The sequence below is a fragment of the Streptomyces sp. NPDC001508 genome, from assembly GCF_040298665.1.
Classification (GTDB): domain Bacteria; phylum Actinomycetota; class Actinomycetes; order Streptomycetales; family Streptomycetaceae; genus Streptomyces.
Genome location: NZ_JBEPAP010000046.1, coordinates 1 through 15,325, shown reverse-complemented (window position 1 = coordinate 15,325; position 15,325 = coordinate 1). Strand labels below are relative to the sequence as shown.

The window sequence follows — 15,325 nt, the reverse complement described above, 5'->3', positions numbered from 1 at the left end:
CGACGATCGGTCCCGTGCGGCTTCTGGCCGATCGGGCGAGAGGTCCGGCGGGTGATGCGCCTGGTCATGATGGTGACCGCCGCCCAGCTGGGCAGCGATTCCGAGTGCTGGATGAGCCGTTCGCAGTCCCGGGCGTGACGGCGGGCGTGCATGATCCAGGCGAGTGAGCGCTCGCCCACCCAGCCCACCGGCCCACCTCAGCCTCGTACCGCGCGGACACGGCTGAGGCGGGCCACGTTGCACGACGGTGCCGAAGTCCTGCTGCACGACTGGCTACGGGGTTTTACGAGGCTTCGGGTGAATCGGCGCACCAGGAACCTGCTGGGCCGCCGTGCTGGACGCGCCCCTGTGCGACGGGCCCCGCGCACAGACCACCCTGGAACGCCGGCGCCAGGTCCACGGCCTACTCGACCAGGGCGTGGGTCTGCTCGAATGCGCCCGCCGACTGCAACTGGCCCTGAACACCGTCAAACGCTATGCGCGAGCCGACCGGCCCGAGCGGATGCTCCGCGTCCCCACATACAGGGCCGGCCTCGTCGACCGCCCGTGAGCACCTGCGCAAACGACGGGCGGAGCATCCCGCGGTCCCCGTCAAGCGCATCTTCGCAGAGATCAAGGCCCTCGGGTTCACCGGCTGCCTGAATCTCCCGCACAAGTACATCAACCAGGGCCGCGCGGACGCCGACCGCAGCCACATTTTCCCGCGTAGGCTGGCCCGGATATTGCTGACCAGGCCCGACAACCTCAAGGCCGAGCATCACGAGCTCCTGGCCAACATCACCGCTGCCTGCCCCGAGATGACCCAACTGGCCACCCTCATCGGGAATTCACGCACTCACACTTCCGTACAGCAACGGCCCCGCCGAGGGCGTCAACACCAAGACCAAGCGGATCGCGCGCCAGATACACGGACGAGCAGGCTTCGCCCTTCTTCGCCACCGCATCCTCCGCGGATAACAGCACGCTTCGTCACCACCGAATGTGAGACAGGGCCGTTGATTAGACACTCGTCGGAGCCACAGCAATCATCGCTGTCAGTCCTCGAGGCCTGCCTTGAGGAGACGTCCCACCGGCCCACGAGCGGCGAATAGCGCCATGCCCATCCCGATGCCGCACACGGCAGTGAGGGCGAGGTAGGAGGCATTGTCGATCACGGTGAACAGCTGTCCGAGCTGGCCTGCAAGAGAGGAGCCCAGAGCAAGGGTGAGGAAGTTCAGACCGACCATCTGGGACCGGAATTTCTCCGGACCGATCCTGGTCGCCAGGGACAGGCCTATCGGCCCGACAAAGACTTCGGAGGAACCGGCTGCCATCATGAACACCAGGATAAGCAGCAGCGGGATCTCGGCGTGTCCGGTCGCTTCGGAGATGATGAGCAGGAACAGATACGCGCAGCCGATCTGGGTCAGCCCGATGGCGATCTTGGTGACCGGCCCCGCTTGGCGGTGGCCCAGCCTGTTCCATAGCCGGGCGATGAGTGGAGTGATGAGAACGGCTGCCAGGGGGCTGACGGTAGTGATCCAGGCGACAGGGAAGGTCCATCCACCAATGTGAAGGTCGATGCGTTCGGTGATGAGGATCGATATCGCGGTGAATTTCTGGAACAGGAAGCCGAAATACACGCCGGAGGCCAGGAAGAGAGGAAGGTAGCCCAGAATTCGGCGGCGCTCGTGACTGCTGACGACCGATGAGGTGGTCATCGTGAGGAAGTAGGCGGCCGCGGTCAGCAGAGCAGCGACGGTCACCACCGTGGACAAGTTTTGCGCCCGCAGCAGGCCGGCGGCGACGGCTGCTCCCACAGCCGCCGGAAAGAGGAGAGCCACGACCACAACGAGGGGGCGGCGCCGTGGGGGCAAAGGGTTGTTGATGATCTGGGCCCGTCCGGGCAGGTGTTTCATCGAGGTGATGTACTGGACAAGTGCGGCGCCCATACCGATCGCCGCCAGACCGAATCCGTAGTGGAATCCGAGTTCGTTCTGCGCAAGCCCCGTGGTGAGCGGGCCGACCACGGCACCAATGTTGATGGCCATGTAGAAGTAGGAGAAACCGGCATCCCTGTAGCGCTCATCCGGGTTCTGGTCCAGGACGAAACCGACGATCGAGGTGATGTTCGTCTTCAGAGCACCTGTGCCGAGGATGATGCACAGCAATCCCGCACCCAGGCCGCCGATACCGGGCGCAAAGGCGAGCACCACGTGCCCGGATGTGATGACGAGGGCACCGTACAACACCATGCGCTGCGGGCTGACGAGCCGGTCGCCGAGCCAGGCACCCAGGATCTGAGACAGATACACGGCGCCGCCGTAAGCCCCGACGATGCCCGCCGCGACAGCCGGATCCACGGCCAGCCCGCCATCGGCCACCTTGTAAAGCAGATAGAACGACAGGATTCCTTGAAGCCCGTAGAAGGAGTAGCGCTCCCACAGTTCGGTGAAGGCCATGCTCCACAGGCCGCGCCGGAGGACGCCTTCAGACGTTCCCGCCGCAGTCCCGCCGGTGCCACGGTCGGCTACCGTCGTGGTCTTGTGCGGTGTCGTGCTCATTCGCTGAGTCCTGCCAATCGTGAGCCGAAACGAGCGATGAGGGAAGTGTTCTGGGAATGCCTGCTCTCTTCCCACCGGTCGGCGACGCCGAAGAGCCGGTACATGCCGTGTACACCGAGCCAGCGCAGCGGCTCCGGCTCCCAGCGGCCCGAATCATGATCGTTCCACGGAAGCCGGGTCAGTGCGGTGTCCTGTCCGGCGGCTCGGTCCAGGAGAGTTCTGGCTGCGAGGTATGTGGCCGTCACGCCGTGTCCGGCGTAACCGCGGGCTACGCCGATCTTGGTGTGCGAATCGAAGGTGATCCCGGCGCACCAGTCACGTGTCACACCGATGGCGCCGCGCCAGGCGTGCTCAACACTGAACCGAACCTCAGGGAAGAACAGTTCAAGGCGCTCCGTCAGGGTACGCACGGTGCGGGCGTCCACCTGACCGCGTCCGGGCGTGCCGGAGTTGAAAGCGTAGGGTGTGCCTCGTCCGCCGATGGCGATACGGTCGTCGGCGGTGCGCTGTGCGTAGACGAAGGTGTGGGCGGCATCGCCGAGACACTCGTGGCCCTGCCAGCCGATCCGTTCCCACACGGCTTCGGACAGCTGATTGGTGACGATCATGGAGGAGTTGACAGGGATGATGTCCCGCTTGCCCAGGCCGCGGGTGTCGCTTTCGACCTGTCCCGAGTAGGCCTCCAGGCACGTGAGAATGGTTGTGGCGTGCACGGCGCCACGGGAAGTGGTAACCACTCCGGCTGCGATGCGGGTGGCAGGTGTGCGCTCCAGGATGCGCACTCCCTTTGCCTCTACGACCGCGGCGAGGCCCTGGACGAGTTTGGCAGGGTCGACGCGCGCGGTGGTACGGGTCAACAGGCCACCCAGGGCCGGGCCGATGGCGATCCGCTTCTTGACGGCTCCGGCGTCGAGGATTTCTAGATCTTCGGCGCGATAGCCGCCTGCAAGGTCTGCGGCGTAGGTCAGTTCGAGCCGCTTCATCGCGGCCGGTGTCGTGGCCACGCGCAGATGTCCGCCCTGGCGCTGGTCCGCTTCGATGCCCTCCTCCCGCAGGACCCGGAGCGTGTCGCCGATGGCTTTGTCCATCTCTCGCTGGAACGAGGCGACTGCTGCGGCACCGTCCTGCCCTCGCTTGCGAGCGGCCTTCGCATAGACAGCGCGGTTGCCGGGAATGAGCGGGGAGAGCCAGCCGCCGTTGCGACCGGAAGCGCCGTAACCGACTTCCTTGGCCTCCAGGACCGTGATCTTAGCTGTGGGGCGGTCCAGAATGGCGTGATAGGCGGCCCAGAGTCCCGTCAGGCCGCCACCGACGATGACGAGGTCTTGCGGCTCGTCAGGAAGGTTCCCGGTCCGCCTCTGGGGAGGTCCGGCCGGCCCATTCTTTTCATGCCGGGCAGTCATCCAATGGGATATCTCGCCGTTGCGATACGCGGTCACTAGTTTCTCCAGCGGGACGTGCGGGGTTGCGAAGGGTGGGGAGAGTGTCAGTAGGTGGGAGGCGCCATGGCCCACAGAACGCGTGCCTCTTGCGTACCGGTGGCCTCGACGATCCGGTGCGGGTCACTGCTGTGGTAATGGATCGAATCCAGGGCCGAGAGCCTGTGGTGCTGTTCCTGGACCCATACCTCCACCTCGCCGGACAGGACCAGGAGCAGTTCTTCCGAGCTGCCGTGAGTGTAGGGCTCCACCCCGGTGGAGCCGCCCGCGATGAAATGACCAAGGAGCACCTCGAGGTGATCGAAGGACCCCGGGGTGATCTTGATCTTCGTGGCACCCTCGCCGAACGACATGCCATGGGTGTCGCGGAATCGAAGCACCGGGCTGACGGCGCTCTCGCTCTGGTCGAAGAGGTCACCCACGGTGAGTTTGAGGACCTCACACAGCCGCTGGAGAGTCCTCACACTCGCGTTGGCCTGGTCACGTTCGACCTGGGAGAGGTAGCCCTCAGTAAGACCACTTTGCGCGGCCACGTCACTAAGGGTCAGATGCAGGGCGCGCCGGCGGCGGCGCAGCCGGGCGCCGATGCCCGCATCCACAGCGGTTTGCTCGTTCGACATGCACGGAACTTAACAGGACTTTGACGTTGGAACAACAGTCCTTACTGTCATCAAAGTTTTCTTTGATGAGGCCACCAGGGGGCGGCCTCGGCGCACGCGACGGCGAACGTCCGCAACGCCGACACGGCTCCAGCTCTCCTGGATCGACGACGCCCTACCGCCGCGCAACTCGCTGCCGACATGTCGGAGAAGGGCATCCTTACCGATGTGGCTGATCAGCGGGCTGATTGTGATCGCTCGCCGGTTCGCGCGTAGATCACGACGCGCATACGTCGGCGATTTCTCAGCCTCGATCCGTCAGCGGGGTCTGATCGCTGAGAGGGCCGGCGGTTCGCCCGTAATGTCCCCTGCCGGTCGGGGGTGAGCCGTCGCGTGACGCTGCGGCTGCGCGGGGTTGCACGGGCGCGGGGTGGTACGTGTCTTTCTCCAGCGGGCGCTGGGGCGGAACGCGCCGCAGGTGTCGAAGGGGGCTCCGGTCACGGCGATGTCGCCGACGTCGGTGGTGCGGGCAGGCGGGCGAAAGTGGCTCCGCCGGCGAAGCGGGGGATGCGGGAGGTGTCGACCTGGCCGACCTTTCCTCCGGTGTTGAGCGGGGGACACCCGTAACCGACCCCGTGGTCGGTGTCGGCGGGGTGGGGGTGTCAGCCATGGTGCAAGACTCCGTCCAAGGTGGTGACGAAGACGTCGACGTCCTCGTCCGTGATGGTCATGGGGGGCTTGAGTTTGAGTACGTTGTCGTGGACGCCGGTGGGGTAGCTGATGACACCTTCGTCCTTGAGACGTTCGCTGATCTCCATGGCCTCGGCGGCGGCCGGTTCGCGGGTGGTGCGATCGCGGACGAGTTCGATTCCGAGGTAGAGTCCGCGCCCGCGGACGTCGCCGATGATCTCGTGCTGTTCGGCGAGTTCGCGCAGCCGGTGAAGGAAACGGCCCCCCACGGCGGCGGCGTTCTGTTGCAGACTGCGTTCCTCGATCTCGTCGAGGACGGCGAGGCCGATCTCGCAGGAGACAGGATTGCCGCCGAAGGTGTTGAAGTACTTCATGCCGGTGTCGAAGGCGTCAGCGATCTCCCGGGTGGTGACGAGTGCTGCCATGGGGTGCCCGTTGCCGATGGGCTTGCCCATGGTGACGATGTCGGGCACGACATTCTGTGATTCGAAGCACCAGAAGGTGTCGCCGGTGCGGCCGAAGCCGACCTGCACTTCGTCGGAGACGGCGAATCCGCCTTGGCGGCGTACTGCGGCGAAGGCTTCGCGCAGGTAGCCGTCGGGGTGGGGGATGTTGCCGGCTGTACCCATGAGCGATTCCGCGAAGAATGCGGCCGGCGGGCGCCCTTGGACTGTGAGGGAGGTGGCGACGTCGTCCACGTGCTGCGCGTAGCGGGCGCCGGCCTGGTGGTCGTCGTAGCCGTACCGGCCGCGGTAGCGGTCGGGCAGGGGAACCTCGTGTGTGGTAGCCGGGGTGCCGCTCCCGCCAGGGCCCTTGTACCGGTTGGGGCTGATGGCGGTAACGGCGCTGGTGTTGCCATGGTAAGCGCCGTCGATCACCATGATGTCCTGGCGGCCGGTGACCTGGCGGGAGATGCGCAGTGCCAGGTCGTTGGCCTCGCTGCCGCTGCACACGAGGAAGACGACTTCCAGTGGGTCGGGCAGGGTCGCGGCCAGGCGTTCGGCATAGCGGGCGATGCCGTCGTAGACGAAGCGGCTGTTGGTGTTCAGACGGTGCAGCTGACGAGTGGCGGCACGGGCCACACGGGGGTTGCCGTGACCGACGTGGGTGACGTTGTTGATGGGGTCGAGGTAGCCGAGGCCGTCCTCGTCGTACAGCCAGGTGTCCCGCCCGCGTACGAGATTCATGGGACGCCGGTAGTAGCTGCGCTGGGAACGGCCGAAGTGCGCCTCGCGGCTGGTCTGCACCCGGGTGATGTCCCACGCGGCGGTCTGGTCGTCGGCGGCGATACCGAGATAGGGGCTGGGGTCGGGGCTGATCCTCTGCCAGCTGGGCGCCTGCCAGCGCGGGATGTACGTGTCGTCGGCGCCATATGCGATGGCGCGGTCGGTGAACAGGGCGACGGTCACGGGCCCGACAGCGTGTCCGATGTCGTCGCCTGCGGCGAGAGCCGTGCCCGGAGCGGGTGTGTGCACCAGTCCGCGCCAGCGCGCCCAGAACACGGGGGCATCCGGCAGTTCGTGACGGATGACCAGGTCAGGTCCGGCCGGGTCCTGCGCGGTACCTTCGTGCGGCAGTTGTACGGCTTCACCGCTCTCGAGGTGCAGGTCGCATCCGAGGTGCAAGGTGGCGGGTTCGGGGGCGGTGGTGGTGCGCCGCCTGGCCACATGTGTGAAACGGGACTTCAGGTGCGGCCCGACGGGCACACAGCCGCCCGCTGTGTCGTGTATAGCGCGGTGGGCGCCCTTCGCGTCGCCGATCTGGATTCCGTCGAAGACGGTAGAGGTGACGGAGAGGTCGACGGCGAGGGCTTTACGGTCTGTCACCGGGCTGGCCGGTGTGCGCGCGAGCCTATCCGTGAGATCTGCTGTTGTCTTCGGGGCGGGTAGCCTGGCCGCGGCATGCAGCAGGATCCGGGCGCGCGCCGGGGGAATCTGCACCAGTCGGCGCAGGGCGGGCCAGGTGTGCCGCGAGCGCGAGCGCGCGTAGGGGTCAGCGTGGCCGGGTGAGCGATGGGTCCAAGTGACCGCGTTGAGGACGAGGCGGATGGCCGCTAGCGGGTAGACCACGTCGATCTCGACCGGCTCGGAATCGGTGGCCTGCGCCCAGCCCGCCACGACGTCGGCCAGGGACCTGATCGGGTCCTCTTTGCGGAGCATGGCGTAGGCGCCGGCGACAGCGAGTTCGCTGATCCTGGCCGTGCGCAAGGCGTCGCCGAAGTCGACGATGCCGCTGATGCGTTGCTCGCCGAAGGCCGGGGCGATGGCAAGGACATTGAAGTCGTTGAGGTCGTGGTGGACGTTCGCGCGCGGGAGTGCATCGAGCCGAGGAGTCACCTCGTTCTCGAACCAGGTGAGGACAGTCTCAGCGAGGGCGCGATGTTCGGGGTCGGTGACGGAAGTGAGCTGGGCGCGGATGGTGTCCGGCGCGGTGAGCAGGTCCCAGTTGTGCGTGGCCTGGGGGTTTGGGGCAGGCAGTTCACTGATGGCGGTGACCAGCCGGGCGGCGGTCCTGCCCAGTTCCTGGAGCAGGTGCGGGGAGTGGCTGGGCAGGTCGGCCAGGATGCGGCCTTCGAGCCAGCGGCCTGCCTGAAGGGCGTAGCCCGTGTTGTCGGCGCTGAAGGAGACGCTCTTGTGCCCGTCGGTGGTGTGGAGCGGCTCGGAGACGGGGATGTCAGGTGCCTTGCGGGCGATCGCGTCGATCAGCGTGTGTTGCCAGTGCCATGCCTGTGCGGCCCCGTCGGTGCCTCTGCGGCCTACTTTGACCATGACGGAGCTGTCGTCGGCCAGGCGGGCACGCAGGTTATGGTCGGTCTCGCCTGCCAAGGTTTCCAGGTTGGCGACGTCGAGGCCGTAGTGGTCGCGCAGAATCTTGATGACGGTGCCCTCGGGGACACGTACGCGTGGGGGAACGGGGGCGGAATCAGACCGGGTGGTGGTCATCGAACGGGCTCCGTGGCGGTAGGTGCGGGTGGCAGGAAAGCTCATCGGCTGATGTTGCTCATGACGTACTTGGTGCGGGTGTACTCCTCGCTGCCGAACCGGGAGAGGTCTTTGCTTGCCGCTCCAGGTAGGTGGCGTCGCTGTTGGAGGACATCGGTGGTGACCTGGCCGGTGAGCCGGTCGAGGAAGTCGTCGTGGACGTCCTGGCCGACGTTGAAGAAGGCGTCCTCGCTGATCCCGGCGACGACCGCTTCCAGGCGTGCGTGGCGGTGGAGGATCGCGGGTGCTTTGCCGCCGAGTTCAAGGGGGAAGCGCTTCATGCCGACGGCGGCGTTCAGGACCACCTCCGCTCCGGCGTCTATGGAACCGGCGATGGCGACCACGGTCGGTGTGTGGGTGGGAGATCAGCGAGCGTCCGGTGTCGCGGCCGCGGGTAACCTCGTTCAGGACTCCGCGGGGCCGGAGGTCGGCGCCCTGCTCTTTCGGTCGCCGGGGCGATCACCCCGATGGTGCGGCCGGCCCGGGATGCCCTCGGTTCACCGTCGATGACGTTCGCCAGTTCGGTGGGATTCACGAATGGCCTCCGTTGGTTTATTGGTCTATTGGTGAACAATCGAGTTGCTGAGGGAGTAGCTGTTCCGCAGGGGCTGTGGGAAGGGTCCCGGGCTCCTCGGACGGGCCGGTCAGGGCAGCACGATATCCAGCAGCAGCCGCTCATTGATGTTGGCGTGCTCGACCACGAGGGAGCGAGCCCGTTCGGCGTCGCGTTCAAGGAGGGCGGTGAGGATGGCCTCGTGTTCGGCCAGCGCGTCAGCAGGTCTGACCGCGGCCTCGTGGTGCACCGACTCCAGCACGGCGATGGCGAAGAGCATCTCCCCGGCGATGTCGTCGAAGAACCGGTCCATGCGCTGACTGCCGATCAGTCGCACTACGCCTTGATGGAACCGCAGGTCGGCCTCGATCAGCGCCCGGGCATCCCCCAGGGTGGTCGCATGCTCGAGCGCCTGGAAGTCCCTACGCAGATTGGCGAGGGCCACATCCGAGCAGCTCGTACAGGCATCCGCGCCGGCCGATTCGAGTGTGCGGCGCACCTGGTAGAGGTCGCGGACCGTACCCGGGGTCAGCTCAGTGACGGTGGTGCGCTTGTGCTGTTCGTGCCGGACCAGTCCGACGCGGTCCAGGACGTCGATCGCCTGGCGGACCGTGCGGCGGGAGACCCCGTACCGCTCGGCGAGCGGGATCTCCGGGAGTTCGGTGCCCGGCGCCAGCACGCCGTCGAGGATGTCGTTGCGGATGAGTTCCACGACAGAGTCGATGACAGTGTGCCGGACGACGTCGCGGCGCGGGCGCTCGGCGATGGGGGCGGACATGAGCCGACCCTAGCCCATTGTTCACCAATGAGACAACAGGTTGAGGGCGGGTACGAACATCCACAGCACGACGGCAGGCTGCCTGGCCAGGGTCGTGCCAGGAGTGTGGGTCACGTGGTGACATGGTGCGGGTGTCGCCCGTTGCCAGGCGGTGCACCTGTGTCAACGGTCTTCTTCAGCCGGCTCTTCGGCGCTTTCCGCGGAGCCGTTGATCTTGGGGTGGTCCTCCCCGTGGGGGATCATGCTTCTGGCCTGACGCGGGGGCCGCATGATCCACGATGTGGTCTTCCCGGGGCTGGGAATGTCGGCCCGGACCGGTCCGGCGGTGCCCGCGCGGAGGGCGGCGAGGTGTTTGCGGACGACCTGCCGGCTGCCGCGGTAGCCGCGGGCCTGGATCTCCAGGAACAGCTGGGTGCCACTGACCTGGCCTTGGGTTTCGGTGCGGGTGTTGAGGCATGGCTTGAACGGTTCCAGGACGCCGTCTGGGCGCCGGTCGCGGGCGGAGGCCGGCAACTGGTCGACGTCGGTGTCGCGGAAGCCGCGCACGCTCTTGCGGCCGAGGTTCGGACGGCGGGCGATGGCGCTGAACGTCCAGCGTTTCTCCAGCAGGCGATGGATGTTCTCGTAGCGGGGGCGGGTGCGTTCGATGATCTGGATGCGGGGCAGCCTCCCTCAGGGAGCGAGGGAGGTCAGCATCGCTGGACATCACGACAAATGCAGCAAGGATGCTGTTGTTGCTGGACCCCGAAGCCTCTGGCTGAAGGACTACTTGAAGCAAGCCCTGTCCGCAAAACACAGACGAGACGAGCGAGGTCAACAAGACCCGTAAAGAGCCGTGGTCACCACCCGCTGTACGGAGCCACCATCTCGTCAGTCACCACGCCGTCGACGGCGTCGTCGATGGCCTTGGTCAACAGATCCGCGGCGAGTTCCACCTCACTAGGCGAGATCACCATCGGCGGGGTTACCTCCATCACGTTCTCGCCTACGTAATAGACCACCGCTCCGAGCTGCCAGGCGCGGTAGACGACCTTGCGGGCCAAGTCGGCTGCGCGTGTCCGCTTGGTCTGGTCGGTCACAAGGTCGATGCCGATCGACAGACCGCGGCCGCGTACCTGCCCAATAAAGGCGGCGCCCGGGCGACCACTGTCGGCGTATGTGCGCATCAAGGCTGCGAGTTGCGCTCCCCGGTCTGCCGCTGTGTCGGGAATCCGTTCCTCAACGAGTGTGCGCAGCATGGCGCGCCCGGCGGCGACGCAGACAGGATTGCCGGCTGTGGTGAGGAGGGCCGACGCGCTTGGCCCGTCGAGTATCTCCGCGGGTCCCACCGCTGCCGACAGAGGCAGCCCGCCGCCGAGGGTCTTACCGAACGTCACAATGTCCGGAGTGATGCCTTCGTGATCGAAAGCGTGCAGCAGACCCGTCCGCCCGAGACCGACCTTCACTTCGTCGCAGATCAGCAGCACACCGTAGCGCCGGCACAGGGCTTGCAGTTCCGAGAGGAAACCGTCTGGAGGGACGACCAGACCGCCGTCCGACTGGATGGCTTCGACGATCACGCAGGCGACATCGTCTGCGGCGAGTTGTTGTTCCACTGCTGCCAGCGATGAGCGGGCCACGGTGGCCGGGTCGGCGGTGTGCGGTCGGTAGGGGTCGGGGTAGGAAGCAAACACTGCGGCCGCGTCCGGCTGGGCACCGGCGTCGACGTGGACGCCGGAGACGCCCATCGCTACGCCTACACCGCCGTGGTAGCCGTGTTCGAAGGCGACGATGCGGGAACGGCCGGTGGCGTGCCGGCAGGCTCGGAGTACCACGTCGCAGGCGTCCGAGCCGGCGTGCCCAAGATAGACGCGGCGATCGCCGGAACCGGGGACGAGGGCAAGGAGGTCCTCGGCGAGCCCTACCGATTCGGGGTGCACCGCGGACAGGATCCCGGCGCCACCGGGACGGCGGGCTGCCCGGGCGATGGCATCGGTGAGCGCGGGATGGCCATGCCCGAGTCCGGAGGCCGTCCATGTCGCGCTGAGGTCGAGCAGACGTCGGCCTCCGGGTTCGATGAGCCAGCACCCTTCTCCTGCTTCGACTTCGAGGGGGAAGAAGCGCAGCTTTTCGACGCCCGCAATGACGCGGGCGTCGCGTTCGGCCAGGGTAGGCACGTCAGTCATGGACAACTCCATCTCGAGACTCGGCCCGCTGGTGGTTCGCTGCGGTTCACCGAGCACAGAGGGCTTGCAAGCTCCGCTCCCACCGACGATCGGGCCGCACCGCTTCCGCACCTGCGTGACCTCAGGTTCCTCGTCTGTCGCCGAACCTCTCGGCAACTCGTGTGTCTCGGTGGAACTGTCGGCCGGCAGCGCTGCCGCTGCATCTACCGAACGTGGACGACAGGGCTGCGTGGTGAACGACGGGGGGCGCGTTCTGCGAAGCCCGTGCGGTGCGAACTGTTTCGGGTGATCATTGATCGAGCGATCCCCTTCTACTCTGACGAAGAGGGCACTCGCTTTGTAACGGACGTTACTGCAATGCGTATTTGGCTGCAAGAATGAAATGCAGGTTATTGTGCGTGCGTCGTCTGTGGGGAACTGTCCGGGGCCTCAGTGATCTGGGTGGCCACCAGGCAGTCGGGTCTCGTCCAAGGCCTTGATGTGGCGGAGGCCCGTTTCCCCGAGTGCCTCGGCCACGGCGGAGATGAGGGTGTCCGCGACAGCCATGGCGCCGACCAGCGAGTCGAACCGGCCCTGGCACTCGACTCTCGCCAGCAGGACCACCTGCGCGTCTTCGCTGGCCGGGGAGAGCCACCGGTCGGTGAAGAGCACGATGGTCGCGCCTCGTCGCCTCATTTCCTTCACCGCTCGGACGGTCGCGTCGTCGTAGCGTCGGTAGTCGAACGCGATGAGCACGTCGGACTTGCCGCTGGACTCCACCAGGTTTCTGGTCGTCAAGTCATCGCTGCCCAGCCACACCACATCGCGACGCAGAAGCAGCAGGTGAAAGTAGAGGTAGTCGGCCAGGGCGCGGCTGAATCGGCCGCCGAGAACATGCACTGACTTCCGCGGATCGGCCAGCAGCGCTGAGGCTCGCTGAAGATCTTCGACGGAGAGGTCGTTCAGCGTCTCGGTGACCAGCCGGGCGGCGTCGGCAGCCGCGTGGGGTACCGCAGTCCCATGCGGGTACTGTTGCAGAGGCGAGCCCAACGGCTCATCCACCTCACGCAGGAGACTCTTCTGCAGGTCGGGAAAGCCGCTGAACCCTAGTTTTATGGCGAAGCGGACCACAGTGGGCGGACTGACGGCCGCCTTCTCGGCAAGTACAGCGACCGTGTCGAGACCTGCTGCTGGGTAACTGGCGAGCAGCGCCCGGGCAACCTTGCGTTCGCTGGCACTCAGCTTGCTCATCCGGCTGCGGATCCGGCTGGATACCCGATGCTCTTGGTCGGAATCGTCTGTCATGCTGCGGCAAAGCCTCCCTTGACCGTTGCTGCTCGCCCCGTACAGCGGGCCTGTGGTGATGGGCAGGAGTTTATGGGTGTCTCATCAGGCTGCCCCGCCTTGGCCGTTGCCCCATGATGTCACCGATGCATCATGGCGGGTCCGACCCGCCGCAGCGGCGAGATAGCCGGCGAGAAGTGCATAGGTGACGTCACGAACCGCTCTGTCGGTGGGCAAGAACCCGCCGGAGTGCAAGCGGCTGTCCTCCGGGTTGCGGCAGGCGCTCCCGTTGTCGACGCCCACGAACATCATCAGGCTGGGCATCTGTCCACTGTAGAAGGCGAAGTCGTCAGACCCGGCGGAGCGCATGTCACGTACGACCGTAGAGCCCAGGCTCTCCAGTTGCCGTGCAGTGCGGTTGGCAAGCGCGGGATCGTTGTGCAGGGGCGGCTCGCCCTCGGTGATCGTTACCTGGGTCGCGCATCCGTAAGCGCCGGCCATTGCGACGCATAGCTGGGTCAGCTCCTTTGCCAGAGTGGCACGGTCGGCAGCTGAGTCGGCCCTGATCGTTCCATACGCTGTGGCACGGTCCGGAATGACGTTCGTTGTGGTTCCGCCCTCAAGGCGTGTCACTGCCACAACTGCAGTAGCGGTGGGATCGATGTGGCGACTGCGCAGGCTCTGCACTGCTGTCACGATGTGGGCCAGCGCTGCGATGGGATCCTTTGTCGTATGGGGATAGGCGGCATGGCCACCTTGGCCGGTGACGGTGACAGAGAACTCGTCACTCGAAGCGTTGACTGTCCCGGGAGTGCAGGCGGTCACACCTGCAGACAGCTGCGGTTGCACGTGTGCGGCGATGACCGCGGCGCAGCCGGTCGGCAGCGAGCCGCTCAGCAGCACGTCCCTGGCGCCGGAGGGCGCGGTCTCCTCCCGGGGCTGCAAGATCGCTGTGACCGGGGCAGGACCGCCGGTCACAGCCAGCGCGCGCAGCAGGCAGGTCAAAGCCGCCAGGTGCACGTCGTGGCCGCAGGCATGCATCACCCCAGGGCGTGTGGAAGCCCAGCCGACGCCGGTTGTCTCAGTGACCTCGAGCGCGTCCAGTTCCGCGCGAACCGCCACCGGGCTGCCCGAGGCGCCGGGAATCGGCAGGTGCACGATGGCTCCGGTATCCGCCACGGCAGACACCTGGCCGCGAGGGGAGTCGTCGGTGACCGCGGCGACAACAAGGTCACGTGTGACCTCTTCCGCGCCGGAAATACGCGGATCCGCATGGATGCGCTGCCTGAGTCGTACCGCTGCGGGAAGTTCTGCTTCAATGGCGGCCGTGACCCGGGCGAGGTAGCCGGTGGCCGGCTGTGTGCGAGAAGTCGTCACTGCGTTCCCTCGATGCCGTAGAGGCGTGCGGCGTTTTCCCGACCGATCATGGTTGCGATGCGATGCGCGTCCTGGACCGACATCTCCCTGTCAGCGACCCAGGGCTTCATGGCCCGGATCATGCCCCGCCGCCACAAAGCCGCTCCGAGATGGTGCAGTTCGGCCGGGCCCACGGCATCCGAGGAGAAGAGGATCTTGGCGAACGGCGCCAGTTCCAGGGATTCAGCAATGACCGCATGCGACCGCAGACCGGTGTAGTTGGTACCAAGGCCCACATCGAAATAGACGTGAGGGAAAGACTGGGCGAGGTAGCCGGCGTTGCGGTGGTAGGGGTAGCAGTGCAGCAACAGCAGGTCTACGGCATGCGGTTCGACCAGCTTGATGAAGCGGGTCAGCAACAGTGGATCGCAGCGGTGCAGTTCGAGGTCGGGATCGCCGTACCCGGAGTGCAACTGAATGGGCAGGCCCCTTTCCACCGCCGACCACAGCAGGAATCGCAGCAGTACCGGATCAACGACGCGTACCGAGCTGTCCTCGCCGCTGCGCAGGAGGTCGCCCGCGGCGCGGACTGCCTCCGCGACGGAGGGAAAGGAGGGATCGAAGTCGAACCCGAACCGGTAGGCGACGATGCTCTTGACGCCAACGGCGTTGGCGGTGCGCTCGTGCAGGACCTGGGGAAAACTGCGTACCGCCTTCTCGGCCGAGCCGGTTTGGCGAAGCAGCTCTTCGAACACGGTCTCCAGCCGGACCACCTCGTGCACCGGGCGACCCGACAGTTGGCTCATTTCCTCAACGCCGAGGATCCCGTCCGAGGACAGGCCGGTCTCCACCACATAGGTCTCTGTGAACGATCACGTAATTCCCCGGCCCTGGCGTCACGTAATTCCCCAGGTCCTGACCTCGTCCATGTCTACTTGATCGAGGGCTTGTTTGTCTT

Annotated in this window: 11 protein-coding genes and 2 pseudogenes; 1 reads left to right on the top strand and 12 read right to left on the bottom strand. The window is 66.2% G+C overall.

Features of this window, described 5'->3' with window-relative positions:
• Positions 1-8: 8 nt before the first annotated feature.
• A pseudogene (locus ABT245_RS31755) lies at positions 9-191 on the bottom strand (IS5-like element IS4811 family transposase); the annotation flags it as partial.
• A 110-nt stretch (positions 192-301) separates the two neighbouring features.
• Here ABT245_RS31755 and ABT245_RS31750 point away from each other — a divergent pair.
• A pseudogene (locus ABT245_RS31750) lies at positions 302-957 on the top strand (ISL3 family transposase); the annotation flags it as partial.
• 77 nt (positions 958-1,034) lie between these two features.
• On the opposite strand, the gene ABT245_RS31745 reads toward ABT245_RS31750, so the two are convergent.
• From ABT245_RS31745 to ABT245_RS31690, 11 genes are all read right to left on the bottom strand, one after another.
• Positions 1,035-2,543, bottom strand: coding sequence for a peptide MFS transporter (locus tag ABT245_RS31745; RefSeq protein WP_351740219.1), 1,509 nt, complete (start codon positions 2,541-2,543; stop codon positions 1,035-1,037).
• Entirely contained in the window at positions 2,540-3,982 is a 1,443-nt protein-coding gene (locus ABT245_RS31740; protein ID WP_351740216.1) for an NAD(P)/FAD-dependent oxidoreductase, read from the bottom strand. Before ABT245_RS31740 ends, ABT245_RS31745 begins: the two co-directional genes overlap by 4 nt.
• Positions 3,983-4,029: 47 nt before the next feature.
• Positions 4,030-4,602, bottom strand: a complete 573-nt coding sequence (locus tag ABT245_RS31735) for a helix-turn-helix domain-containing protein (RefSeq protein WP_351740213.1) — start codon at positions 4,600-4,602, stop codon at positions 4,030-4,032.
• A 641-nt stretch (positions 4,603-5,243) separates the two neighbouring features.
• Positions 5,244-8,258 (bottom strand): aminotransferase class III-fold pyridoxal phosphate-dependent enzyme, encoded by a 3,015-nt coding sequence (locus ABT245_RS31725; RefSeq protein ID WP_351740210.1) that lies wholly within the window; start codon positions 8,256-8,258, stop codon positions 5,244-5,246.
• Entirely contained in the window at positions 8,255-8,596 is a 342-nt protein-coding gene (locus ABT245_RS31720) for an aldehyde dehydrogenase family protein (protein WP_351740208.1), read from the bottom strand. The genes ABT245_RS31725 and ABT245_RS31720 overlap by 4 nt, the downstream gene beginning before the upstream one ends.
• Before the next feature lie 300 nt (positions 8,597-8,896).
• Positions 8,897-9,583 (bottom strand): GntR family transcriptional regulator, encoded by a 687-nt coding sequence (locus ABT245_RS31715; RefSeq protein WP_351740206.1) that lies wholly within the window; start codon positions 9,581-9,583, stop codon positions 8,897-8,899.
• Positions 9,584-9,745: 162 nt separating this feature from the next.
• Positions 9,746-10,129, bottom strand: a complete 384-nt coding sequence (locus tag ABT245_RS31710) for a hypothetical protein (RefSeq protein WP_351740203.1) — start codon at positions 10,127-10,129, stop codon at positions 9,746-9,748.
• Positions 10,130-10,422: 293 nt separating this feature from the next.
• Positions 10,423-11,748, bottom strand: a complete 1,326-nt coding sequence (locus tag ABT245_RS31705; protein WP_351740200.1) for an aspartate aminotransferase family protein — start codon at positions 11,746-11,748, stop codon at positions 10,423-10,425.
• Between the two features lie 429 nt (positions 11,749-12,177).
• Positions 12,178-13,032, bottom strand: coding sequence for a MurR/RpiR family transcriptional regulator (locus ABT245_RS31700; RefSeq protein WP_351740198.1), 855 nt, complete (start codon positions 13,030-13,032; stop codon positions 12,178-12,180).
• 84 nt (positions 13,033-13,116) lie between these two features.
• Entirely contained in the window at positions 13,117-14,388 is a 1,272-nt protein-coding gene (locus ABT245_RS31695) for a M20 metallopeptidase family protein (RefSeq protein ID WP_351740195.1), read from the bottom strand.
• Complete coding sequence (locus ABT245_RS31690) at positions 14,385-15,221, bottom strand: amidohydrolase family protein (protein WP_351740192.1); 837 nt, start codon at positions 15,219-15,221, stop codon at positions 14,385-14,387. Before ABT245_RS31690 ends, ABT245_RS31695 begins: the two co-directional genes overlap by 4 nt.
• Positions 15,222-15,325 lie beyond the last annotated feature (104 nt).

Excerpts from the sequence above, each read along its gene's own strand:
- ABT245_RS31745 (WP_351740219.1), bottom strand. The coding sequence starts at position 2,543 with ATGAGCACGACACCGCACAAGACCACGACGGTAGCCGACCGTGGCACC.
- ABT245_RS31735 (WP_351740213.1), bottom strand. The coding sequence starts at position 4,602 with ATGTCGAACGAGCAAACCGCTGTGGATGCGGGCATCGGCGCCCGGCTG.
- ABT245_RS31725 (WP_351740210.1), bottom strand. The coding sequence starts at position 8,258 with ATGAGCTTTCCTGCCACCCGCACCTACCGCCACGGAGCCCGTTCGATG.
- ABT245_RS31715 (WP_351740206.1), bottom strand. The coding sequence starts at position 9,583 with ATGTCCGCCCCCATCGCCGAGCGCCCGCGCCGCGACGTCGTCCGGCAC.
- ABT245_RS31705 (WP_351740200.1), bottom strand. The coding sequence starts at position 11,748 with ATGACTGACGTGCCTACCCTGGCCGAACGCGACGCCCGCGTCATTGCG.
- ABT245_RS31700 (WP_351740198.1), bottom strand. The coding sequence starts at position 13,032 with ATGACAGACGATTCCGACCAAGAGCATCGGGTATCCAGCCGGATCCGC.